Origin of the sequence: Niabella pedocola (assembly GCF_021044425.1) — a bacterium.
In the GTDB taxonomy this organism is placed as follows: Bacteria; Bacteroidota; Bacteroidia; order Chitinophagales; family Chitinophagaceae; genus Niabella; species Niabella pedocola.
On record NZ_JAJNEC010000003.1, the window covers coordinates 572,754 to 595,347 of the forward strand.

17 protein-coding genes are annotated in these 22,594 nt (G+C 50.4%); 10 read left to right on the forward strand and 7 right to left on the reverse strand.

The features are described 5' to 3' along the window. Positions 1-8: 8 nt before the first annotated feature. Positions 9-173, reverse strand: a complete 165-nt coding sequence (locus LQ567_RS03565; protein WP_231002725.1) for a hypothetical protein — start codon at positions 171-173, stop codon at positions 9-11. A gap of 532 nt (positions 174-705) precedes the next feature. Here LQ567_RS03565 and LQ567_RS03570 point away from each other — a divergent pair. After that, positions 706-1,173, forward strand: coding sequence for a hypothetical protein (locus tag LQ567_RS03570; RefSeq protein ID WP_231002726.1), 468 nt, complete (start codon positions 706-708; stop codon positions 1,171-1,173). Between the two features lie 9 nt (positions 1,174-1,182). Next, positions 1,183-2,700, forward strand: a complete 1,518-nt coding sequence (locus LQ567_RS03575) for an FAD-dependent oxidoreductase (RefSeq protein WP_231002727.1) — start codon at positions 1,183-1,185, stop codon at positions 2,698-2,700. A gap of 188 nt (positions 2,701-2,888) precedes the next feature. Here the strand turns inward: LQ567_RS03575 and LQ567_RS03580 are convergent, their stop codons facing one another. The 5 genes from LQ567_RS03580 to LQ567_RS03600 form a co-directional block, all read right to left on the reverse strand. After that, positions 2,889-4,139 carry an NAD(P)/FAD-dependent oxidoreductase gene (locus LQ567_RS03580; protein WP_231002728.1) on the reverse strand — a complete coding sequence of 417 codons (1,251 nt, stop codon included), beginning with the start codon at positions 4,137-4,139 and terminating at the stop codon, positions 2,889-2,891. Positions 4,140-4,159: 20 nt separating this feature from the next. After that, complete coding sequence (locus LQ567_RS03585; protein WP_231002729.1) at positions 4,160-5,158, reverse strand: 4-hydroxyproline epimerase; 999 nt, start codon at positions 5,156-5,158, stop codon at positions 4,160-4,162. 9 nt (positions 5,159-5,167) lie between these two features. Then, on the reverse strand, positions 5,168-6,670 hold the full coding sequence (locus tag LQ567_RS03590; protein WP_231002730.1) for an aldehyde dehydrogenase (NADP(+)): 1,503 nt from the start codon (positions 6,668-6,670) through the stop codon (positions 5,168-5,170). Between the two features lie 51 nt (positions 6,671-6,721). Further along, positions 6,722-7,618 carry a dihydrodipicolinate synthase family protein gene (locus LQ567_RS03595; protein ID WP_231002731.1) on the reverse strand — a complete coding sequence of 299 codons (897 nt, stop codon included), beginning with the start codon at positions 7,616-7,618 and terminating at the stop codon, positions 6,722-6,724. Between the two features lie 87 nt (positions 7,619-7,705). Continuing rightward, on the reverse strand, positions 7,706-8,587 hold the full coding sequence (locus tag LQ567_RS03600) for a helix-turn-helix domain-containing protein (RefSeq protein ID WP_231002732.1): 882 nt from the start codon (positions 8,585-8,587) through the stop codon (positions 7,706-7,708). A 272-nt stretch (positions 8,588-8,859) separates the two neighbouring features. Here LQ567_RS03600 and LQ567_RS03605 point away from each other — a divergent pair, with 272 nt between their 5' ends. From LQ567_RS03605 to LQ567_RS03640, 8 genes are all read left to right on the forward strand, one after another. Next, positions 8,860-11,952: a SusC/RagA family TonB-linked outer membrane protein gene (locus tag LQ567_RS03605; protein ID WP_231002733.1), complete on the forward strand. Its 3,093-nt coding sequence runs from the start codon at positions 8,860-8,862 to the stop codon at positions 11,950-11,952. Between the two features lie 38 nt (positions 11,953-11,990). Then, positions 11,991-13,658: a RagB/SusD family nutrient uptake outer membrane protein gene (locus LQ567_RS03610; RefSeq protein ID WP_231002734.1), complete on the forward strand. Its 1,668-nt coding sequence runs from the start codon at positions 11,991-11,993 to the stop codon at positions 13,656-13,658. A gap of 201 nt (positions 13,659-13,859) precedes the next feature. Further along, positions 13,860-14,891, forward strand: coding sequence for a PEGA domain-containing protein (locus LQ567_RS03615; protein WP_231002735.1), 1,032 nt, complete (start codon positions 13,860-13,862; stop codon positions 14,889-14,891). A 212-nt stretch (positions 14,892-15,103) separates the two neighbouring features. Further along, complete coding sequence (locus LQ567_RS03620) at positions 15,104-16,564, forward strand: hypothetical protein (protein WP_231002736.1); 1,461 nt, start codon at positions 15,104-15,106, stop codon at positions 16,562-16,564. A 34-nt stretch (positions 16,565-16,598) separates the two neighbouring features. After that, positions 16,599-17,609, forward strand: a complete 1,011-nt coding sequence (locus tag LQ567_RS03625; RefSeq protein ID WP_231002737.1) for a GntR family transcriptional regulator — start codon at positions 16,599-16,601, stop codon at positions 17,607-17,609. 31 nt (positions 17,610-17,640) lie between these two features. After that, on the forward strand, positions 17,641-19,617 hold the full coding sequence (locus tag LQ567_RS03630; protein WP_231002738.1) for a glucosidase family protein: 1,977 nt from the start codon (positions 17,641-17,643) through the stop codon (positions 19,615-19,617). A gap of 1 nt (position 19,618) precedes the next feature. After that, complete coding sequence (locus tag LQ567_RS03635; protein WP_231002739.1) at positions 19,619-21,211, forward strand: solute:sodium symporter family transporter; 1,593 nt, start codon at positions 19,619-19,621, stop codon at positions 21,209-21,211. A 41-nt stretch (positions 21,212-21,252) separates the two neighbouring features. Then, entirely contained in the window at positions 21,253-21,789 is a 537-nt protein-coding gene (locus tag LQ567_RS03640) for a hypothetical protein (RefSeq protein ID WP_231002740.1), read from the forward strand. Positions 21,790-21,968: 179 nt separating this feature from the next. On the opposite strand, the gene LQ567_RS03645 is transcribed toward LQ567_RS03640, so the two are convergent. Then, positions 21,969-22,349 carry a toxin-antitoxin system YwqK family antitoxin gene (locus tag LQ567_RS03645; RefSeq protein WP_231002741.1) on the reverse strand — a complete coding sequence of 127 codons (381 nt, stop codon included), beginning with the start codon at positions 22,347-22,349 and terminating at the stop codon, positions 21,969-21,971. Between the last annotated feature and the right edge of the window lie 245 nt (positions 22,350-22,594).

Here is a 22,594-nt window from a genome sequence, read left to right on the forward strand (position 1 = left end):
AAACGGAGCTACCCACTGCCCGATAAAAAGTGCCGATGTTCCTGTTTACAGATCTTTAATGTAAGCGATGTTACCATTGCCGCCACGGCTGTCCATAAATAAACATCCGGTGGGATTTTTGCAGTTTGCCGTTCAATTGTTTTAGCGGAAACGCCTTCTGAATGATTGCCCATGTTGAAGTTTTTATAGATTAAAAATTCCTGGCACTGCAAACAACATCCGGAGTGTTTTAACGATGCCCTTATTTATTTTATGAATGCAAATTATCGGCCATGAGGATTGCCTACGGCCGGTTGATCCTTTAAAAGGACACGCAGTACAGACCGCACCGTAAAATGATCAATACCAAAAACCGGGCGCGATTATTCCATGGCCTTTTCTACCACGTGCAGGGGCTACCCCGCCACAATGTGTTGCAATTTTTCCTGAATGGCTGTTAGCATCCTTTCATTAGCCAATCAAGATACCTGTAGAAAGGATTTGGTTATTGCGTTTAGTTACATGAAGCACGATCCGGCTGCCGCGCATATACACGGTGCCCGGAAGAAAGATATGGGGATTTTTTTTCTCAATCCCGGATGCATTGCCGGCAACGATGGCCACCTGTGCTTTAATATCCGCTGGCAATGAATCCTATTCAGGTCTCCGGGATTGCGTTTAACACAAAAAAGCGCACACTGGCATAGTTCCTGTGCTCACAAAGCAATGGCACTTTTCACCATACTCGACAGCATACTCGCGGGCATCATGGGCACTTTAGCGATGACCCTGTTCATCCGCTTAACGGGTATGGCCACCGGTAGCCCTTTTTCTGTACCACGCATCCTCGGTTCCTTACTAACCTCCAGCACCAGCCCTTCCGGAAAAGCATCCCAAAGACTGCCCGTATTGCTGTTGGGTACGGCCGTGCATTATGTTATCGGCATCCTTTTTACCTTGTTCTATGCCTGGCTGGCAGGCAGCGGGGTGCTGCCCGAGGGTTATATAAACGGCCTGTTATATGGCTTTAATATCGGTATCGTGGCGGTTGTTACCTGGTATCTTGCGCTCCGGCTGCATCCGCATCCGCCGGCGATTCCGGTACGGCTTTTCCTGGTGGTGATTTTTACCGGTCACCTGGTATATGCGGCGGTCATTGTTACCACATTCCATTTTCTTCTCACCATATTTTAATCGTGTATTATGAACAGAGATGCCTTTACCACTACCCTTTGGCAGGATGGATTTAACATCCGCATCCCGGAGAAAGAAACCGGCAATGTGCCCTTTGATGTCATCATCGTTGGTGCAGGAATTACCGGCATTACAACGGGCCTGCTGCTGCAGCGAGCCGGTAAAAAATGCCTGATTCTTGAAGCGCATACTGTTTGTTTTGGCACTTCTTCAGCCACAACGGCACATCTGAACACCGTATTGGATAATACCTATCCGGGGCTTATTAAAAAATTTGGAGCAAACAATGCACTTTTAATAGCACAGGGTGCCAAGGAAGCCATCCACCTCATCAAAGCGCATATCCGGCATTATCAGATCGATTGTGATTTTGAAGAAAAAACAGGATACCTGTATGCCCAGAATAAAAAAGAAGATGCTGAACTGGAAACGCTGCTTGAAGGGATGCTTACCGTTGGCATTGAAGCCGCCCCCAGCCTTACAACCCCGGTGCCGGTGCCTTTTACAACAGCGATCCGGTTTCCGGAACAGGCCCAGTTCCACCCTTTGAAGTACCTGTTTGCTTTGATCCATCAGTTCCTGGCTGCAGGGGGAACCATCAGGGAAGCGACGATGGTTCAGCAGGTAGCAGAAAAAGAGAACGTCCGGGAAGTATTCACAACAACCGGTGTATACCGCGCCACCGACATTGTATATGCCACACATATTCCACCCGGCGTAAACCTGTTGCATTTCCGGTGTGCGCCCTATCGCTCCTATGTGTTGGGAATCCGGCTCAAAGACAACTCTTATCCCGACGCCCTGGTATATGACATTGAAGACCCCTACCATTATTTCCGGACGGCCCGGTACCAGGGAACTCCTTTATTGATCATCGGCGGATGCGACCATAAAACCGGTCATGAGGTTAACACGGAACAGGTGTTCCGCGAACTGGAAGCCTATGCCGCATCCTATTTCAACATCGGTTCCGTTCCTTACCGGTGGTCTTCCCAATATTATGAACCGGCGGATGGCCTGCCTTATATCGGCCTGCTTCCGGGCAACGACGATCATCTGTATGTGGCAACCGGTTATAGCGGAAATGGAATGATCTTTGGCACACTGGCGGGTCGCATCCTATCGGATCTGATTACCGGCGTCGATAACCCATATGCAGATCTGCTGGCCCCGTCCCGTATCAAACCGGTGGCCGGGTTCACCAATTTTATAAAAGAAAATGCCGACGTCGTGAAGCATTTTATCGGTGACCGGCTATCGGTAGAAACCCTGGAAGTATTGGCCGCCCTTGCCCCCGGGGAAGGAAAAGTGGTTAAATATGACGGGCAATCGATCGCTGCATATAAAGATCCACAGGGTAAGATCTTTACCCTGGACCCTGTATGCCCGCATGCAGGATGCCTGGTACAATGGAACAATGCGGAGCGGAGCTGGGATTGTCCCTGCCACGGCTCCCGTTTTGATGTTACAGGTGCCGTATTGAGCGGACCGGCTCAAAAAGCATTGGAGCAGCTGGGAGGATCATAACCGCCACAGCACCCAATCTCCCACAGCATTGTATGTTCCGCCCCGGGGAATCGGTTGCACCGCTGCGGGTAGCATCCGGAGGGAAATAAAAATTTTGCTCGTGATCACAATGCGGAACGAACTTCATGGCAAATGAATAAACCAGGTGCTCACTGCCATAAGAAGCCATTATAAACTGTAATAACACATCAGAACCGGTCCGGGCTGAACCCCTCAATTGCAGTAGCCACCGGTTTTCCGGACAACAGGTCTGCAATGGATTTACCAAATGCCGGTCCCAGGCTCAACCCCATCATGCCACCGCCACCGGCGATACTCAGGTTGCTATACTGCCGGGTTCTTCCAAGGTAGGGTAATCCGTCCGGCGGACAGGGACGGTAACCGAACCATATATCTTCAGGATAGGGCACCTTTAAACCCGGAAAATACCGGGGAATGGATTCCACGATACCTTTTACACGGTTTTCATAGACACGGTCATTGGCTGGTCCCAATTCCATCGTACCACTAAAACGGATCTGCCCGTGCATAGGCGTTACCGCAACCCTTGCCTCCAGCAACAACGTGCCATGTACCAGGGTGTTTGTTCCGTTAGGATCATGCATAAAGGAATAGCCCTTGCCCGGCATCAGCGGCAGCTTCAATTGCAGGCGGGAAGCCAGTTTGGGCAATGCGGCACCTCCGGCGATCACGATCTCATCTGCGTGGTAATGTCCTTTTGATGTGATCACTTCGGCGATCCTGCTGCCCGATAACCGGAAGCCGCTGACCTCCGTTTGATACCGGATCTCCACGCCGCGGGCCAACAGGTAACGGGTAAGCTGCTGCATGAGTTTGGGCGGGTACAGGATGCCGTCGCAAGCGTACCATACACCACCCAGTGCATTTATTTCCAGGCCCGGTTCTAAGGCCTGTATGCCGCTCCGGTCCAGCACTTCGGTATGTAAACCCAGCCGCCGGGCGGCCGCGGCCAGTTCTATTTCCTCCTGCTGAACGGCTTTGGTCTGATACAACATCAGGATGCCGTTTTGCCGGAGCTCAAAACCGAATCCTTCTTCGGCAGCGAGTTCATCATACAACCGGCTGCTGTACAGGTTCAGATCCCGGATCGCTTCCCCATTCCGTTGTACATGCTTTTCATTGGCATGCCGCAGAAACCGGAGTCCCCAATCGATCAGTGACACATTCAGCGAAGGCCGGATATAAAAAGGGCTCTTACTGTTCAGCATCCATTTCAATCCCTGTGCTACAATGCCCGGTGCAGCCAATGGGGTAAAATGGCTGGGTACAATCATTCCGGCATTGCCATAAGAGCAGTTGTTGGTACCATCCCCTTTCTCCAGCACCTGTACTTCCCATCCGTCTTTCAGCAGGTAATAGGCCGCCGATAGCCCGGCGATCCCCGCTCCCACAATAATCACTTTCCCTTTATGATGCATCCGTTTTTGTTTTGATTCATTTATACCACCTGGAATCCTTCTTTGTATGGATCATCGTCGTCAATGATGATCTGGTTATAGCCCGTGATTTGCGCCCAACCTTCCACAGAGGGAATGATCGCTGCTTTTTCAAGTATCGAGGTTTCCTGCTCTATGCGGCCGGTAAACCGAGACCCGATATAACTTTCATGGATAAAATCTTCCCCCTTCCGGAGTTTGCCCTTCGCATACCATTGCGCCATTCTTGCACAAGTGCCGGTACCGCAGGGAGAACGGTCGAGTGCATTCTCCCCCACCAGTACGGCATTTCTTCCGGTTGAACCGGCTTTTAAAGGCTTGCCGGTCCACTGAATATGGCTCAGTCCCCCGATATGCGGATCCTCCGGATGGAGGAATTCATATTTTTCATTCAGCAATTTCCGGATCACCTTGCCATAATGGATCAGCTGTGCCGCTGTAAAATCAGCAATGTCTTTAAAGTTTTTTTGCGGGTCCACGATCGCATAAAAATTGCCGCCATAAGCCACATCCGCTGCAATCTCGCCCAACCCCGGACAATCTACCGTAAGCCCCTCTTTATATAAAAATGCTTTTACATTGGTGAGCTTTACCGACTTTACCTTTTTCCCTTCCTGTATATAATCGATCAACACCAGGCCCGAAGGTGTCTCCAGCCGGAGTTTCCCGGGAACCTTTGGCGTAACCAATCCTTCTTCAACGGCGATGGTCACTGTTCCGATGGTTCCATGTCCGCACATCGGTAAACATCCGCTGGTTTCAATGTATAAAACCCCTACATCATTTGCAGGATCGGCCGGCGGATAAAGGATACTGCCGCTCATCATGTCGTGACCACGCGGTTCAAACATCAATCCTTTCCGGATCCAGTCGTAGGTTTCCATAAAATGAAGCCGGCGTTCCATCATGGAATTGCCGTTGAGAAACGGGGCGCCACCAGCTACCAATCTTACCGCACAGCCACAGGTATGTGCATCGATACAAAAAAATGTTTTCCGCATATGAGCTTTTTAGATACAAACGCCTGATGATATATCTTCCATCGTTAACTGCCCGTTAACGATACGCAAAATCTGCAATCCATTCTCATCTTTTAATTCTTCCGGTAAATAGGCCTCCGGCCAGTTCTGAAATGCTACCGGCCGTACAAAGCGTTTCACCGCATCGGGTCCCACCGATGTAAACCGTGCGTCGGTGGAGGCCGGGAAAGGGCCGCCATGCTGCATGGCATACACCACTTCCACACCCGTAGGCATGCCGTTGAACAAGAGCCGGCCGGCCTTATCCTTCACCCGCTCAATAATCATTTTGTATGCATCCATGTCTGCCGCAGTAGCAACAAGCGTAACCGTTAATTGTCCCTTTAACTGTGCCGCAACGGCCGCCACTTCATCCCATGAGCCCGCTTCTATAAGGATGCCAAAAGGACCAAATACCTCTTCCCCCAATATAGGGTTTGTTAAAAAGCTGGCGGCCGTGGTTTCCACCACCCTTGCTCGTCCCTGGCCGCCGGTTGCCGGTATGGCCGACTCGGCCCAGATATGGATCTCCGGCTGCTCACTCAGCAATGTCTTACGCTTTTCAAAATTCGTATAAATGTGCTCATTCAGCATCACTGAAGGAAGTATATCCCGGATACCGGTGCGCAACGTCTGTTTAAACCGGTCCAATGCCGCGCTTTTAACACCAATAACCATTCCGGGATTGGTACAAAACTGCCCGGTGCCCAATGTAAGCGACGCGATATATTCTTTAGCCAGCGCTTCGGCGCCTTGTTCCAGTGCCTGCGGAAAAACAAAAACAGGGTTTATACTTCCCATCTCTGCAAAAACAGGAATGGGCTCCTCCCGGCGGCCGGCAATATCCAGCAAGGCTTTACCTCCCTGGTAAGAACCTGTAAAGCCTACAGCCTTTACCTGTGGATGTGCAGTAAGGTAGGCCCCCGTACGCTCACCGGTACCAGCCACTTCATCTCCGTCAATATGTGAAAACACCCCCGGTGGCCACCCGGATGCTTCAACCACGGCCGTTATTGCCGCCGCCATGATCCGGGATGTTTCCGGATGTCCGGGATGTGCTTTTACCAGTACCGGGCAACCCGCGCCGATAGCGCTGGCGGTATCGCCCCCGGCCGTAGAAAAGGCAAACGGAAAATTGCCGGCGCCAAAAACCAGCACCGGGCCCAACCCGATACTGTATTTGCGAATATCGTTCTTTGCCTTTTCCTTGTGGGCCGTATCAATACGGGCTTCTACGTATAACCCTTTGGCAACGGCATCGGCATAAGCGCGCCACTGACCAACGGTACGGGCCTTTTCACCGGTAAGCCTTGGCAACGGCAGTGCCGTTTCGCGGTGCGCGGCATCCAGCAGCTCTGGGCCCAGGGCTTCGATCTGATCCGCAACAGCCTGCATAAAAACCGCACGTTCTTTTACAGTGGTCGTTTTTAAAAACTGAAAGGCACTACCGGCCGAAACCGCATATGCATCCAACACTGACTGAGATAGCATCATTTTTATTTTTTTTAAACCGGAGCTTTCCGGTAATCAGCAATTACAAGCGTGTTATAATACCGGGCGGGATGCGATGCCGTCCGCAATGATCTGCCGGATCCGGCTGGCCTCCTCCCCTGTTAACGGAAGCCGCGGTGCCCGTACATGAGGATGACTGATACCCTCGCTGGTAGCCGCCAGTTTAATATACTGTACCAGTTTGGGATGAATATCCAGCTCCAGCAAGGGCATAAACCACCGGTATATCTGAAGCGCCTTTTGCACATCACCCGATTGCAGGCAGCGGTACATGGCTACGGTTTCTTTCGGAAATGCGTCTACCAGGCCCGCCACCACTCCGTCGGCTCCCAGCATCAGCGACTCCAGACAAACGGTATCAATACCACAGAGGATCTTTATACGGCTGCCAAAACGGTTGATCATCCGGGTGATATTGGTTACGTCCCGTGTAGACTCTTTTACAGCCTGGATCGTTGGGCATTCAATCAGTTCTTCAAACATATCCAGCGTTACATAAATGCCATAGTCAACCGGGTTATTATAGATCAGGATCGGCAGATCGGTTGCCGCTGCCACTGTTTTAAAATAGGTCACCACCTCCCGGTTATCGGCCCGGTAACGCATCGGTGGCAGCAACATCAGTCCATCTGCGCCGGATTCTTTTGCCCGCCGTGCAAATTCAATCGCATTTTTCGTGGTATTTTCCGATAGATTCAGGATCACCGGAATCCGGCCATTTACCTGTTTCAATGCCGCATGCAACAGCTCAAACTTCTCGCCGGTTTCCAGGGTACTGGCTTCCCCCAGGGTTCCTGCCAATATGATTCCATCTACACCTGCTGTGATCTGTGCCTCCGTGTTTTTGGCAAACATTTCAAAATCGATCGCCCCGTCTGCCGTAAAAGGCGTTAGTAATGCGGGATAAATACCCTTCCATGCCGGTTTCATACTCATTGTTTTTTTATTCAAAACTAACCGCACCCGGCATAGCGCGTTATGTAGCTTTTGATCAATGCTGACCATATTTTAACCGGTTTATTCAACTGCCGTTGTGCTCCGGTACCGTTTGAGGTATTCCTTCGGCGGGCAGCCGATGAGCGCGCGAAATACCCGGTTAAAATTCGTAAGACTGTTAAACCCGCTGTTATACGCCACGGACGAAATACTATTCAGCCGGTCGGCTGCAAGCAATTTACAAGCCTCCTGTACACGTAGTTCATTCAGACATTCAATATAAGTGGTACCTGTATGCTTTTTAAAGGAACGGCAAAATGCCTGCGGCGTCAGGTTGGCCTGGGCAGCTATTTCCTGTAAGCACAAGGTGTGGTTGGTGAATTTTTTCCGGATATATTCTTTTGCCTCCAGGATGCGTCGGTCGCTGTCTGACACGGATGCAGTGCGGTGCTTACTGCCTGATAAAAAGATATGTTGCTGCTGGTGTTCCCGGAGGTAATGCAGCACTCTCACAAAAGAGAAAATCCGCTCAAACCCTTGCTGCGCCTTCAATGCATGCAGGGCCGCCCCTACCGTTTTTTTTAAAGCGGGCGCTACTTTAAAACCGGTTTCGGTGTGCAGCACAAATGCCTTCAACGGTTCCAGTTCCGGCAGGTTAAAGAGTGCCGCAAGCTTTTTAAAAGGATCAAAAAAAACCGAAACGGCATGCACCCGGTGTGGTTCGCCTTCATTAAAACGTGCTTTAAAGACATGTGACTGATTGGCCCCGAGGTAAAAAATATCCCCGGCATTAAACTCGATCAGGTGTTGCTCCATAGCCAGCGTGCCGGCACCCCTGATGATCCACATGATCTGGATTTCTTCATGCCGGTGGAAGTACGGATAAAAACCGGGCAACCGGTCTTCCTGGATATCGATACTGGCATCGCCGGCCGTAGGTACAGAAAACTGCAAGCTTCTCATATTGCAAAAACAATTTGAATGCAATTTAGCACTTTGAGCTAAATGTTAAAATATTGCCATACAAAACTAAAAAATGAACAATCCCGTTTTAAAAAGCAACTATATTTGCATTAGAATAGATTAGACCAGACCTAAAAATCAATAAACGATTTCCTGCGTATCATTTAAAAACGATTGTAATGAAAAAAAAGAATTCCCACCACTTCGACAGTACCTGATCGGCCGCTTCCTGTTTGTGCCACATTAATTATTCCTCAGTTAAATCAAAACAAATGATGAAATCCTGTTTCTATACGGGAAGGGCTGTTTTTTGCCTTATTCCCGCCAAACGATTGCCGGCAGCGCTCCTGTTGCTGCTGCTGTTGTTCAGTGTTGCTCCGCTCCTGTTTGCGCAAAATCAGCGGCAAATCAGGGGAACCGTTGCCGATGAAAAAGGGACACCCCTCGCCGATGTTTCTATAGTGGAAAAGGGCACCCGGCATGGTGTCCGCAGCCAGGAAGACGGCCGCTTTGAGCTAACGGTTTCCGGCAGCAACCCCATCCTTATTGTTACACATACCGGCTTTCAGCCAACGGAAGTAACGGCAGGACGTCAGTCCCTGCTTTCCATCGCATTACAGTCATACAACCGGTCGCTGGATGAAGTAGTGGTGGTTGGTTATGGTTCCCAGAAAAAAACCACCCTTACCGGAGCAGTAGCAACAGTAAAAGGAACGGCCCTTGTTCAGAGCAGCTCGGCCAACGTAGCCAACGCCATCGCCGGCCGTATCCCCGGTGTTATTGCCAATAACCGTTCCGGCCGCCCGGGAGATGACGGATCATCGCTTTTCATCAGGGGATTCAATTCTTTCGGAGGCGGCACCAGTCCGCTGATCGTGGTAGACGGGGTACCCGACCGGGATTTCAGCCGTCTTAACCCCAATGACATCGAAAGCATCACCGTACTAAAAGATGCCTCTGCCGCCATCTATGGGGTACGTGCGGCCAATGGTGCCATACTGGTAACCACCAAACGTGGAAAATCCGGCAAACCGACCATCCAGTATGACGGCAGCTATGGGATACAGCAATTGACCCGGTTGCCCAAAATTGTAAATGCATGGGAGTATATGGCCTATTACAACGAGATCAACCCCGGTACCTACCAGCAATCGGAGATCGACAAATACAAAGCCGGCAACGACCCCAACTATACCAGTACGGATTGGATCCACGAAGTATTCCGCAAAACCGCGCCGCAGCAAACTCACTCGCTTTCGGTAAGCGGCGGTACGGATAACGTAAAATATTATTTCTCCGGGCAGCTGGTAGACCAGTCGAGTAATTTCAGGAACAGCATCGAGCATTACCGGCAATACAATTTCCGCTCAAATATCGATGCCCGTATTTCAAAGAACCTGAAGGTAAACCTGGATGTGGCCGGGCGCCTGGAAGACCGCACATATCCTACCTGGAGCGTGGGCAATATTTTACATGAAACCCGCTCCATGTACCCGTTTATACCCACGCACTGGCCCAACGGCTCACCCAGTGCAGGTGTTACAGCAGGGCGTAACCCGGTGATCCTGGTTACCGGTGACCCCGGCTATGATAAAATCAAAAATTATGTGCTGACGCCATTGGCCGGTTTCGAATGGAAGCTTCCTTTTGTTACCGAAGGATTGTCGCTGAGCGGTTATGCTTCTTATGATGTGAACATGCGGCACGAAAAAATATTTACCAAGCCCTGGGACGCTTACTCCTACAATAAAACCACCGGCGTTTATTCCAATGTACGTACCAGTACGGCCATATCAAGTGTTACCCAAAATGAAGGTATGTATAACGGCAGCACCCGCTTTATCAAGCTGGTGTATGACCGCCAGTTTGGCCGCCATAACATCAATGCCTTTGCCGGCTACGAGGCTACCAGCACTACCAACTGGGGCACTTATGCCTACCGGAAAAACCTGTTGAGCGATCAGATCGACCAGATCTTCACCGGTTCGGCAGAAGGGCAGGTAGCTACGGGATCTGCCGCGCAGGATGGCCGCGCCAGCTACCTGGGCCGGGTGGCTTATGACTACAGTAATAAATATATAGCGGAAGTAACCATGCGCTACAACGGGTCGTTCAACTTCCCGGAAGACAAGCGCTGGGGCCTCTTTCCTTCCGTTTCTGCCGGATGGCGCATTTCTGAAGAGCCATTTTTCAAACAAACTGTGCCCTTTATCGACCAGTTAAAATTAAGAGCCTCCTGGGGCATCCTGGGTAGCGATGCTGTAGCCCAGTATCTTTTTCTGACCAGGTACCAGTTAATCACCAATACCAGTTATCAAACCTATTTCGGAGATTACGGACTGGCCAATGCCCTGTACCTGTCCAGCACACCCAACCCCGATATCACCTGGGAAAAGCAGGATACACGGAACATCGGGTTAGACCTTGGCCTGTTAAACAATAAACTCAATATTACGGCGGATTATTTCCGTTACCTGCGGAGTGATATTCTTGCAGCCCGTAATGCCTCCATACCGCTGTATACCGGTATGAGCCTGCCCAGTGAAAACATCGGTAAATCGTTAAACAGCGGCGTTGATTTTTCCATCGGTTACAATGATGCTGCAGGCGATCTTAAATATACGATCGGCATCAACGGAACCTTTGCAAAAAGCAAAGTGATCTTCAGTGATGAAGCCGCAACCGTACCCGAATGGCAGAAATTTGAAGGACACCCCATCAACTCCTGGCTTTTATTTGCCAGCGATGGTATTTACCGTACGCAGGATGAAATAGATCATTCCATACATGTGCCCGGCGCCCGGGTTGGCGAAATACGCATCAAGGACACCAATGGCGACGGCTCCATTACCTTTGACGATGCGGTGCGCACCTATGAATCTGCCGTTCCGCAGATCGTATACGGCTGTGCACTGGGACTGAACTACAGGGGTATTGGGTTAAATATCCTGCTCTCCGGCCAGGCAAAGGCGCGTCAGCTGATCAATTCACAGATGCAGGGTTCCCTGATTGCACCACCGCAATGGCTTTATGACGGCCGCTGGACAACAGACAATACCAACAGCATCTATCCCCGGGCCTTTAACGACAACAGCACCAATGCCTACTATTATAACAATTCCAACTTCTGGCTCATGAATGCTGCATTCCTGCGCCTGAAAACGCTGGAGTTATCGTATAGCATTCCTTCACAGGTATATAACCGGCTTGGCCTTTCATCCGTACGTGTGTATGCAGCCGGGTACAACCTGCTCTCATTTGATCACCTGAAAAAATACGGGGTAGATCCTGAAACCAACAATACCACCGGGGTTAATTATCCGCAGTCGAGGATTGTACGGTTTGGTGTAAATATTGGATTGTAAATGGTAGCCGATCATTAAAAACAAAAAAAAATCAACAGATGAAATCAACAATACGAATAGCAATCGGCATCCTTTGGACCGGCGCATTTTTGGCGTCCTGTTCAAAGGTGCTGGACAAGGCGCCCCTGGACTCCTATACCGACGAATCTGTATGGAAGGATCTGAAGCTGGCAGAAGCCTATGCCAACAATATCTACAATGTGTTACCAACGTTTACGGTTGACTGGGGCAGCTCGCTCAACAGAAGCGTGGTGCTCTCCTCCGCCTGCGATGAAGGGTTTACCAAGTTTGGCGATGGTTATACCTGCGGCGCAAGGAACGTGCTGAACAAGGGTTTGCTGTCTCCGGATAATGCCGGCAGTTTCGATATCTGGTCAAAAAATTACAGCCAGATCCAAAATGCCAATATTTTCCTTTCAAAGATCGACAATGTTCCGGGCGATGATGCGTACCGTAACCGCATAAAAGGGGAAGTAACCTTCCTCCGTGCCTATGCCTACTTTCAGCTTATCAGCGATTACGGCGGCGTACCGCTCATTACACAGCCCTTCAATCTGAACTCCGATTTTAAAGCAACAAGGAACAGTTTCGAGGAAGGCGTAACATTTGTCAGCAATGAGCTGGACAAAGCCGCTGCCTTACTAACCAGTGCCACCGCTCAAAGAGGCCGGGTTTCTGCTCCGCTGGCGCTTGCCATTAAATCCAGGTTACTGCTATATGCCGCAAGCCCCTTGTGGAATCCCTCCAATGATCCCGCGAAATGGACCGCTGCTTCTGCCGCAGCAAAAGCCGTTATCGACCTGCCTGGCTTCAGCCTCTTTACTGGAAATTATGCCGATCTGTTTACTTCGTTTAATAGCGAGCTGATCGGTGTGCACCTTTCCGGTTATAAAGGGGAATGGGATCCTTTTACCGGGCTGGAGATGATGTGCTTCCCCAATGGCTATCATGGATGGGCCGCCTTTGCCCCTACACAAAACCTGGTAGATGCGTTTGGCACTGCCGATGGCAAATATATCACAGACCCTGCTTCCGGATACAATGCGCAGCAGCCCTATGTGAGCCGCGACCCGCGTTTTTACGCAATCATTATCTATGACGGAAGGCCCACCGGTAACCCGGCATTCTTTTCGGACCGCACCACTACAGCCGCGCAGTTTTACGAAGGCGGTTACGACTCCGACCAGGGATTTGATGCCTGGAACAACAGTTTAACCCGCTATGCATTCCGGAAATATATGGATACGACCTTTAATTTCAACGCCACTACCCAGGCCAACAAATTCTGGATCCTGGCACGGTTGGGTGAAATCTACCTCAACTATGCAGAAGCCGAATTTTATCTGGGTCATGAGTCCACCGCAAGAACCTACCTGGATAAGGTACGGCAAAGAGCCGGCATCCATACACCACTTACGGAAACAGGCACTGCGCTGGAAACCAGGCTCCGCAATGAGCGGCAGGTAGAGCTGGCATTTGAGGGCCACCGGTATTATGATGTGCGCCGCTGGAAAATAGCAGAGGTAACGGAGAATAAACCCGCGGGCCAGGTGATCATTACCCGCAATGCGGCAACGGGGGTAAAAACCTACCAGTATAAGGATATTGAGGCCCGGAGCTTTGATAAAAGCAAACATTACCTGATGCCCATTCCCCGGACGGAGATCAAAAGAACCGGTCTGCAGCAGAACCCCGGATATAACTAATATGGTTTACCAGGTTCGAATAAAAACGATTAAAGCATTCACCCCGGTTAAGTGATCCTGTGCTTCCTGCAGCTTCACTTCTTAATGGTGTTCACGGCTTCAATATCTACGACAGATCCTGAAACAAATGCAACAGCATATCTCCGGAGTAACGAAATATAAAAAAATGCATACATCCGCTTTTGTGGCAACAGCAGCAATATGAAATCCATTTATTACACACTGGCCATTGTTATTTCTTTCCTGTCTGCCTGTAAAAAGGACAGTGCCCCTTCGCTTCCCGGCCCGGTTCCTGTAACCGTATCGACGCCGGGGGGCGAAGCGGGATACCTGTATATTGATGGAACGTATACCGGTATGATGGCACCGGGAACCATCCGGCTTCCAGCCGGCAATCATACCATTGGCGTAGCATTGAAACAGTCAGAGAGCTACCTGAAAAAGGCGGTTACCGTCACGGCCGGTACGGCGGTTTCCCTTACCTTAACAGATAAGCCGGCACCCAAAACCTGGAAAGCCCTGTGGATCGGGTTGTATGAAACCCGGGGTAATTCCGGAACCGGGGATTGCAGCACGCATTTTTCAGCCGCAGACCTGGATGCCGGCTACCAGTTTTTTACCTGGAGCCTGAAGGAGCATTTTGAAAAATATGCCTACGGTACGATGAAATGGGAAGTGGAGCGCAGGGACATCGCCAGCCCGGTTATCCTCACGAAAGGGGGCATCGGGTATACGGTAGAGCCCGCTTCTATAGCCGCACTGCTGCCCCAGATACAACCGGGGACCTACGACTGCGTATTTGTATTCTGGCGCGAAAAAGAAGGGCCCTGCAGTTTCCAGAGTAATTACTTCGGACTGGCCTGGACGAACCCGATGGCGGAGCCGATGAGGACAGGGTACGTAACCATCAAATTTGATCCGGGCACTGATATCAATGCAGCGATCGGTCAATACAAAACAAATGACCCGGGGGTTTGGATCCATGAATGGCTGCATACTGTAGGCGAAAATTATTACCAGGCGTTGGGATTCAGCCTTCCGGAAAAATCCGGTGGGCATACCGTGCATGCCGCCGAAAGATATGGTTACAGCTTTCCGTGGATGAATTGGTACCGGGATTTTATATCGGGCAGGGTTTCCAATGCTTCCGGTCAGCCGGCCTACCTGGGCATGGGGCCGGAAGCATTCCTGAACTGCACGGTACGGGAAAAGGCCGTTAATGGCTGCCCTTAAAGAGGCCGCTCTTTTCAGATCAAAAATGGCGATGGTCATGCTGCGTTTTTCAATTTGCCCGCACCCAATCACACAGCAATGACAACGGACCCACCTGCCGCGCCGGGCGGAAAGAGCGAAATTGAAGGCATTGCCGGTTGCCGGGGTTGATACACAGCAAACAAAATGATAATTGTATAAACAATAAATTTGCACATAACAAAAAATAGCCGATGATAAAGGATGTATCAAAAAGGATAAGGAACGGCATGATCCTGTTTTTTGTTCCGCTCTGCTGGTCGGCTTATGCAGGAGCACAGCCCGCCTCACTTGCGTTCCGATCTTCAGATACCGCGCTTCAAAATGCCTTTTACAGGGCAAAGAAAATGGCGCTCCGCTGCAGGGGCAACCCTTCGGATCCGGTAGGGCCCTGGTATGAAGCCGCGTTACCCGCACGGAATGCCTTTTGCATCCGCGACGTATCGCACCAGTGCATACCCGCCGAAGTATTGGGCATGCATGCTGAAAATAAGAATATCTTCTCCCGCTTCGTATCCCATATCTCCGAAAGCAAGGATTGGTGCACGTATTGGGAAATGAACAGGAACGGAGCGCCCGCACCGGAAGACTATCGCAACGACCGGGAATTCTGGTACAACCTCAATGCCAATTTCGAGCTCATCCATGCCTGCTGGCGAATGTACCTGTGGACGGGCGATACCCGTTATATAAACGATCCGGTATTCAAAACGTTCTTTGATCTTACGGCCACCCGTTACCTCGAGCGTTGGAAGCTTCAGGTAGATTCATTATTAACACGGCCTGTTTACCTGAACGCCCCGGTACCCTTTAACGCCGCAGACTATTTTCACCGGTGCAGGGGCATTCCTTCTTATTATGAAGCGATCCACGACGTAAAAATGGGGATTGATCTGGTAGCAGCTATTTATAGAGGGCTAACGAGCTATGCAGCCATGCAGGTAATATGGAAACAGGACCAAAAGGCGGCCTTCTATCGTCAGAAAGCAGCGGCTTACCGGGAGCAACTGGATGCCGTCTGGTGGAACGATACCACCAACCGGTACCACACTTATTATGCAGCAGGAGGTACATTCGGAAGCGGTGAGGGCGAAACCTACCTGCTTTGGTACAACGCATTAACCGACAGCAGCCGCATCCGGCATACGATACGGCATCTTCTTAACTCAAAGTGGAATGTGGAGAACCGCTCCTATCTTCCTTACCAGTTGGCACGGTACGGCTATGGGAAACAGGCCCGTGAGAACATTTTGTTCCTGGCCAACCCCACCACCGAACGGCACGATTACCCCGAAGTTTCATTTGGCGTTATTGAAGGACTGGTACAGGGCGTTATGGGTATAGCTGCCGATGCCCGTGAAAACCGCATTACCACCCTATACAATCATCCCTCCGTGGATACCTGCGAACTAAGCAATCTTGCGGTATTATCCTCCCGCATCGGGGTTCGGCACTGGAACGGGGGCACTACGTTTGTTAACAACGGGCATTCGGTCATTTACTGGCGGGCAAGCTTCCGGGGAACGGGCCGTTCGATCCGGGTTAACGGCAAAAGCAAAAAAGCCGTTCAGCAACCAACGCCTGAAGGGTTACCGGTTTTTTATACGGATATTGCCGTTGCTCCCGGGGGAAAAGTAACTGCTGTTATTTTCTAAACCTATTTAAACAAAATCCGAAAAGGCTTTTTCAATGACAACTGTATTTGACAAGATCACCGAACTGGAACAGGTCAGCTCCTACTCAAAGCACGACCGAATCGTGCAGGGGGTGATCAACACCATTAATGAAAAGATATTGTCGCCTGGCGATACCCTTCCCTCGGTGAATGCGATGATCCGCACATTGGGATTTTCCAGGGAAACCATCATCAGGGGCTACCGCGACCTGATCAGCCGCGGTATTGTAGCCTCGCGGAACCGGCTGGGGTATTTCGTGGCCAACGGAAGCACCCAGCAATTATTAAGGGTAGCGCTGCTCATGTATAACCTGGATAGTTTTGAAGAACAGTTCTACCGCAACTTCCGCAAAACCCTGGGCGAGGGGATCAACCTGCAGGTATTCTTCCATCACGGGAACATCGAAATATTTGAAACCATCCTGCAGCGGATCCGGCGGCAGTTCGGTATGTATGTGATAGCCCCCATCCCCCATCCCCGGTCCAAAGATTTGCTGGAGACCATTCCACGCAACCAGTTGCTGATGTTTGACCGTTATGAACCCATTGACGGTGTTTTTAATCATATTACCCAGGAGTTTGAACGTTCGTCTTACCAGGTATTTGAACAGCTCGTGAACGAGATCCGGGCCTTTGACGAATTTATTTTTTATCACTCCCCCGATTCCCTGGATCCCAAAGAGATCGTTACCTCCTTCCGCAAATTCATCAAAAAGTATAAGATCAACGGAACCTTGATCCGCGAATTTGTTCCGGGTACGGTTAAAAAAGGTAAGGTCTATTTTACGCTGGACAATTTCGCCATGTGGGAGATCCTGAAAGAATGCAAGGTAAAAAAACTCAAACCGGGCAAAGATGTAGGCATTCTCTCGCACAACGATGAACCGGCTAAAGAGTTTGTAGGCATCACCACCTACTCTGCCGATTTTGCACTGATGGGTACTATGGCGGCCGGGGCGATCCTGAAGAATGAGCCCATACAGGCAACAATACCCACCACCCTCACCAGAAGAAATACCCTTTAAAACTATTTGTATAAAATTATTTCCCGCCATCATGAGAAGATTCCTATTGCCGGTATTGTTGTGCTCCGGCTTTACCCTTTTTGCACAGCAACGCTACTGGAAACTGCATACCGGCGGCGGCATTCAATGGACCGTACAGCCGGGTCAAACCCATAAAGACCATATAGAAATGAGCGGCAAACAGCTTTCTGCCATTGTACAGTATGGGGTTCAGCCATCCGGCGCCTTAGCCCTGAGCAGGAAGCTTGTGTTTCCGATGCTCCGTACCATTCCCAACGATACCCGGGGAAACCTGATCCGTGAATTTACGGGCAATATCACCGATTCCATTACCATCGACGGAAGCAGGACCACTGAAATGCCCCGCAGTTTTTTGATACATGGCTACCTGCAAACAACCGGCACACTTTCCAAATCCGTTGTCCTGAACCGGACGGTATTTCCTTCCACCGATCATGCCGCCTATATTGAGTCGTATATCCTGCGGAACGAGGGCCCGGAAACCGTTTCCGTAAACATCCCCATCATCGACAGTAGTATCACAACCGATGAAAAAAAGGGGGTGTACGGATCTTATGTGATCCAAACAACGCTATATAACGGCGGAGCGTTCACCCTGCGGCCACAGGAGGCCCGCCATTTCTGGATCGTGATATCGGCAAGGAAAAAATTTGAAGACCACCGCTATCTCGCTGCCGGTTATGAACTGGAAAAGCGCAAAGCGCTGATCAGCGAACTCGACAATAAGCTGGTGCTTCAAACCCCCGATCCGGTGATTAACCGCATGTTTGCCTTTGCCAAGATCCGGGCGGCCGAAAGCATTTATGAAACGAAGCAAGGCCTGATGCATGGCCCGGGCGGCGGAGAATATTATGCTGCGATCTGGGCCAACGACCAGGCCGAATACGTCAACCCGTTCTTTGCCTACCTGGGCAATGCCGCCGGTGTGGAATCGGCCAGCAACAGCTACCGGCTTTTTGCCGGTTATATGAACCCCTCCTACACACCCATTCCCAGCTCAATTATTGCTGAAGGTGCCGGTTACTGGAACGGAGCCGGCGACCGCGGTGATCAGGCTATGATTGGTTATGGCGCCTCGCAGTTTGCCTTAACCCTTGGGGATACGATTGAGGCAGCTACGCTATGGCCCCTGATCGAATGGTGCAACAACTACCTGCTGCGAAAAAAAACAGCCGACAGCGTTATTGCCTCCCAGTCTGATGAACTGGAAGGGCGGTTTCCTGCGGGGAAGGTGAACCTCTCCACCAATGCCCTGGCATACGGATCGTTTTTATACGGATCAAGGCTGGCAACAGCACTCGGTAAAACAACAACCGCTGCACAATGGCAGCAGGAAGCCCGGGCACTCCAGCAGCATATGGAAACGTACTTTGGCGGTACCGTGGAAGGCTACCAAACGTATACATATTACAAAGGCAATGACAAACTCCGTTCCTGGATCTGCCTGCCACTGGTAATGGGCATTTATGACCGTAAAGACCAGACGCAGGCGGCCTTGCTGTCTCCGAAATTATGGTCACCCAACGGCCTGCTTACCGAGTCGGGTTCCAGTACCTATTGGGACCGGTCTACCCTCTATGCGTTCAGAGGTTTATTTAAAGCGGGCGCTACCGATACCGCTATGGCCTATCTTTCTTATTACTCCGGCCAACGCCTGCTGGGTGCGCATGTGCCGTATGCCATTGAGGCCTGGCCCGAAGGCAACCAGCGTCATCTTTCGGCGGAAAGCGGGCTGTATTGCCGGGCGCTGGTGGAAGGACTCTTTGGTTTTGAACCAACCGGCCTCCGGTCCTTTTCCATTTGTCCGCGGCTTCCCAAAAACTGGAACCAGCTTTCGCTTAAAAATATAGAGGCCTTCCACACCACCTTCGGTCTGCTGGTACAGCGGGTTTCAGGAATGTACCGCATTACGGTAACGGAAAACGGAAAGCCGGGACGCAATTACCGGTGGGACGGGAAAAAGCCGCTGGATATAACGCTTCCATAAGATGGCACTCACCAGCTTTATGATCATCATCCTCGGCATTGTGTTATTTTCCTGGTTCAAAACAAGAAGGGAAAAAACAGGTACCCTCAATGCCCTGTTCTTTGCCAACCGCAAGCTTGGATTTGCAGCTGTGGGTTGCGGGTTGTTGTTTACCAATATCAATACCGCATCCTTTATCGGTGAAAACGAACTCAGCTATATCAACAACATGAGTGTAATGGCCTGGGGTGTTACTTCCGTACTGGCGATGCAACTGGTATCCGAGCTGATCATTCCCATTTATCTCAGAACCGGTATCGCCACCACACCCGATTTCCTGGAAGCCCGGTATGACCGCTCGGTGAAATCGATCGTTTCCATTCTTTTCCTGGCCAACTATATCGTTAACCTGCTGCCGGCCGTGCTGTATGGCAGCGCCGTGGCATTTGACGGGCTGTTCGATATCTCGGAGCAGCTCCGGATCCCGCATCCGGCCACGGTATGGATCCTCGTATGGGGCATTGGCATCCTGGCTACCCTGTACGCCCTGCTGGGCGGTTTAAAGGCCCTTACGATTTCTGATACGTTACTTGGATTTGCCCTGTTTACGGGCGGACTGCTGTTGCCCTATTTTGCGCTGCGCTACCTGGGCGGGGGCAACTGGCACGCGGGGTTACAAACCATATTGTCTTCAAAAACAGCACACCTGAACAGCATCGGCCAGCGCGGAGACGCTGTGCCGTTTGGCACCCTCTTTACCGGTATGCTGCTGGTAAACCTGTATTACTGGGGCACCGAACAATACATTGTTCAGCAGGCACTGGCATCCAGGGACCTGGCCACCTGCCAGAAGGGAATGGCGCTGGCAGCACTGGGCAAGCTGATGCTTCCGCTGCTGCTGAATATTCCCGGCGTTATTGCAGCCCACCTTTATACAGGGCTTTCCAATACCTCCACCGTTTTTTCAAAGCTGGCCGGGGACGTATCACCGCCGGCATACTCCGGCTACCTTGCTGCCATACTGTTTGGCGCTACGGTCACCACGTTTATTGTGGGTCTTAACAGCTCGGCTACGCTGTTTGTATTAAATGTTTACAGGCCGCTGATGGCCAAAAAAGGCCGGGTTCTTCAGGAGCAGGACCAGGTACGCACCGCCAAAAGATTCCAGGCAGGTATTGCCCTTGTCGCCATGCTGATTGCTCCGTTCATCCTGTTTGCAACCGGGGGATTCTATACCTATCTTCAAAAGATCGGCGGACTGTTTAGCGTGCCCATCTTTACCATCATGCTGGTGGGGTTTCTTACCAAACGTGTACCGCCGCTGGCCGCCCGAGTGGGATTGTTCTTTTTTGTCATCAGCTATGGCGCCACCCAATTATTCTTTAACATCCAACTGCATTTCCTGCATGTGCTGGCCCTGTTGTTCGTGCTCACCACGGTGATCATGTTACTGATCGGCCGGTGGAAGCCCATGCCCGTACCTTTTGAGCTCAAGCAAAATAATAGGGTTGCGGTTCGGCCCTGGCGCTACCGGCGTATTGTGGGACTGGCGCTGGTGCTGGCCGCCTTCCTGCTATTTATACTCTTTTCGCCGCTGGGTCTGGTGAAAACATAAACGGACCTCCGTTCCCTTCGTTTGGTTATTAAAATTCCTGTATGCTGAATAATTGCGGAAAGTACGATCTTCGCCCGTATATGCACTCCGATCATCTTGAACGCAGCATCGCTTTTATACGGTCCATCGGGATACCGGTTACAGAGCATTCTATTGCAGAAGCAACGTTTCTGCCCGGCATACTGATATCCGAGGGCGGTATTATTATCGATAAAGAACGGCTGCAATACCCCGGAGATGTGTTGCACGAAGCAGGACATATTGCCGTTATCCCGGCAGCGGAACGCGCCACAGTTTGCGGCGCGGAAATCGCTGCGCGCCCCGAACGTGCGGCAGAAGAGATGATGGCCATTGCCTGGTCCTATGCTGCCTGCAAGTACCTCAACATTGATCCTTATTTTGTGTTTCACGATGAAGGATACCAGAACGGTGGAAAGCAAATAGCAGATCAGTTTGAAGCAGGGCAATGGTTTGGCGTACCCATGCTGCAATATGCGGGCATGACTGCCGAGCCGCAAATGGCAGCAGCACTTAACCGGCCGGCCTATCCTGCCATGATACAGTGGCTGCGCAGCTAACTCCATGTATGGGTGCAGCACCCGCCACCGGGAATGAAAATCTTTTATTGCCTGATCCGCGGCCTGTGGCTGCTTTTGATACTTTAATTAAGTACCCACATATGAGATAATAAAGAGGAATATTAGCGGCCTTCCGATTACTTTTACTGTGTTGCCGAAAAGTATAAGAGCCATTCAACCTATTCCATTTTTACTCCATCTTTGTAATATTCCCTGCTGGTGGTATCCCCATTTTCGTTAAACCATAATTGCGCTCCATCCTGGACGCCATTCTTATAATTATGTTTAAAACCAATTTTACCATTTAAGTACACCGTAAAAGGCCCATTTTTTTTCATCTTATGAAAGAATACGATTACACTATCCCCTGCTCCTTTATTTATTTTTAGTGCCGAATAACTTGTGTCTTTCTTATATAAATAAAGTCTTCCACCCGTGTCCAAGCTGTTGTTTGGATCTGGAACAAGATAATAATTATCTAAGTCATATAAGTTTGATTTACCTTTACTTAAGCAAGCTGCTATCGACACCATCAAAATAATATATATACACTTCTTCATATTACTATTTACCTAAATAACAAGCACAAATTTACAGGTTGTATCAGCACCCGGTCTACCAATAAAAACGAGCATTGAGGTAAGGGTACTTCATACGTCTTCAATATTCTCATCTAATATAGACATATGTATACTCATACAGCATGGTCAGAGCAATTTTAAAATGGCTCCGGAACCGTTATTTTCATGCCATTGGTGCTTGTCGTGGTGAGCGTGAATAACCGGTGTTCAGGCTTTCACGATAT

Coding starts and splice junctions, on each gene's coding strand:
- LQ567_RS03585 (WP_231002729.1), bottom strand. CDS start 5,158: ATGCGGAAAACATTTTTTTGTATCGATGCACATACCTGTGGCTGTGCG.
- LQ567_RS03570 (WP_231002726.1), top strand. CDS start 706: ATGGCACTTTTCACCATACTCGACAGCATACTCGCGGGCATCATGGGC.
- LQ567_RS03595 (WP_231002731.1), bottom strand. CDS start 7,618: ATGAAACCGGCATGGAAGGGTATTTATCCCGCATTACTAACGCCTTTT.
- LQ567_RS03610 (WP_231002734.1), top strand. CDS start 11,991: ATGAAATCAACAATACGAATAGCAATCGGCATCCTTTGGACCGGCGCA.
- LQ567_RS03645 (WP_231002741.1), bottom strand. CDS start 22,349: ATGAAGAAGTGTATATATATTATTTTGATGGTGTCGATAGCAGCTTGC.
- LQ567_RS03565 (WP_231002725.1), bottom strand. CDS start 173: ATGGGCAATCATTCAGAAGGCGTTTCCGCTAAAACAATTGAACGGCAA.
- LQ567_RS03625 (WP_231002737.1), top strand. CDS start 16,599: ATGACAACTGTATTTGACAAGATCACCGAACTGGAACAGGTCAGCTCC.
- LQ567_RS03620 (WP_231002736.1), top strand. CDS start 15,104: ATGATAAAGGATGTATCAAAAAGGATAAGGAACGGCATGATCCTGTTT.
- LQ567_RS03615 (WP_231002735.1), top strand. CDS start 13,860: ATGAAATCCATTTATTACACACTGGCCATTGTTATTTCTTTCCTGTCT.
- LQ567_RS03590 (WP_231002730.1), bottom strand. CDS start 6,670: ATGATGCTATCTCAGTCAGTGTTGGATGCATATGCGGTTTCGGCCGGT.
- LQ567_RS03580 (WP_231002728.1), bottom strand. CDS start 4,139: ATGCATCATAAAGGGAAAGTGATTATTGTGGGAGCGGGGATCGCCGGG.
- LQ567_RS03575 (WP_231002727.1), top strand. CDS start 1,183: ATGAACAGAGATGCCTTTACCACTACCCTTTGGCAGGATGGATTTAAC.
- LQ567_RS03640 (WP_231002740.1), top strand. CDS start 21,253: ATGCTGAATAATTGCGGAAAGTACGATCTTCGCCCGTATATGCACTCC.
- LQ567_RS03605 (WP_231002733.1), top strand. CDS start 8,860: ATGATGAAATCCTGTTTCTATACGGGAAGGGCTGTTTTTTGCCTTATT.
- LQ567_RS03635 (WP_231002739.1), top strand. CDS start 19,619: ATGGCACTCACCAGCTTTATGATCATCATCCTCGGCATTGTGTTATTT.
- LQ567_RS03630 (WP_231002738.1), top strand. CDS start 17,641: ATGAGAAGATTCCTATTGCCGGTATTGTTGTGCTCCGGCTTTACCCTT.
- LQ567_RS03600 (WP_231002732.1), bottom strand. CDS start 8,587: ATGAGAAGCTTGCAGTTTTCTGTACCTACGGCCGGCGATGCCAGTATC.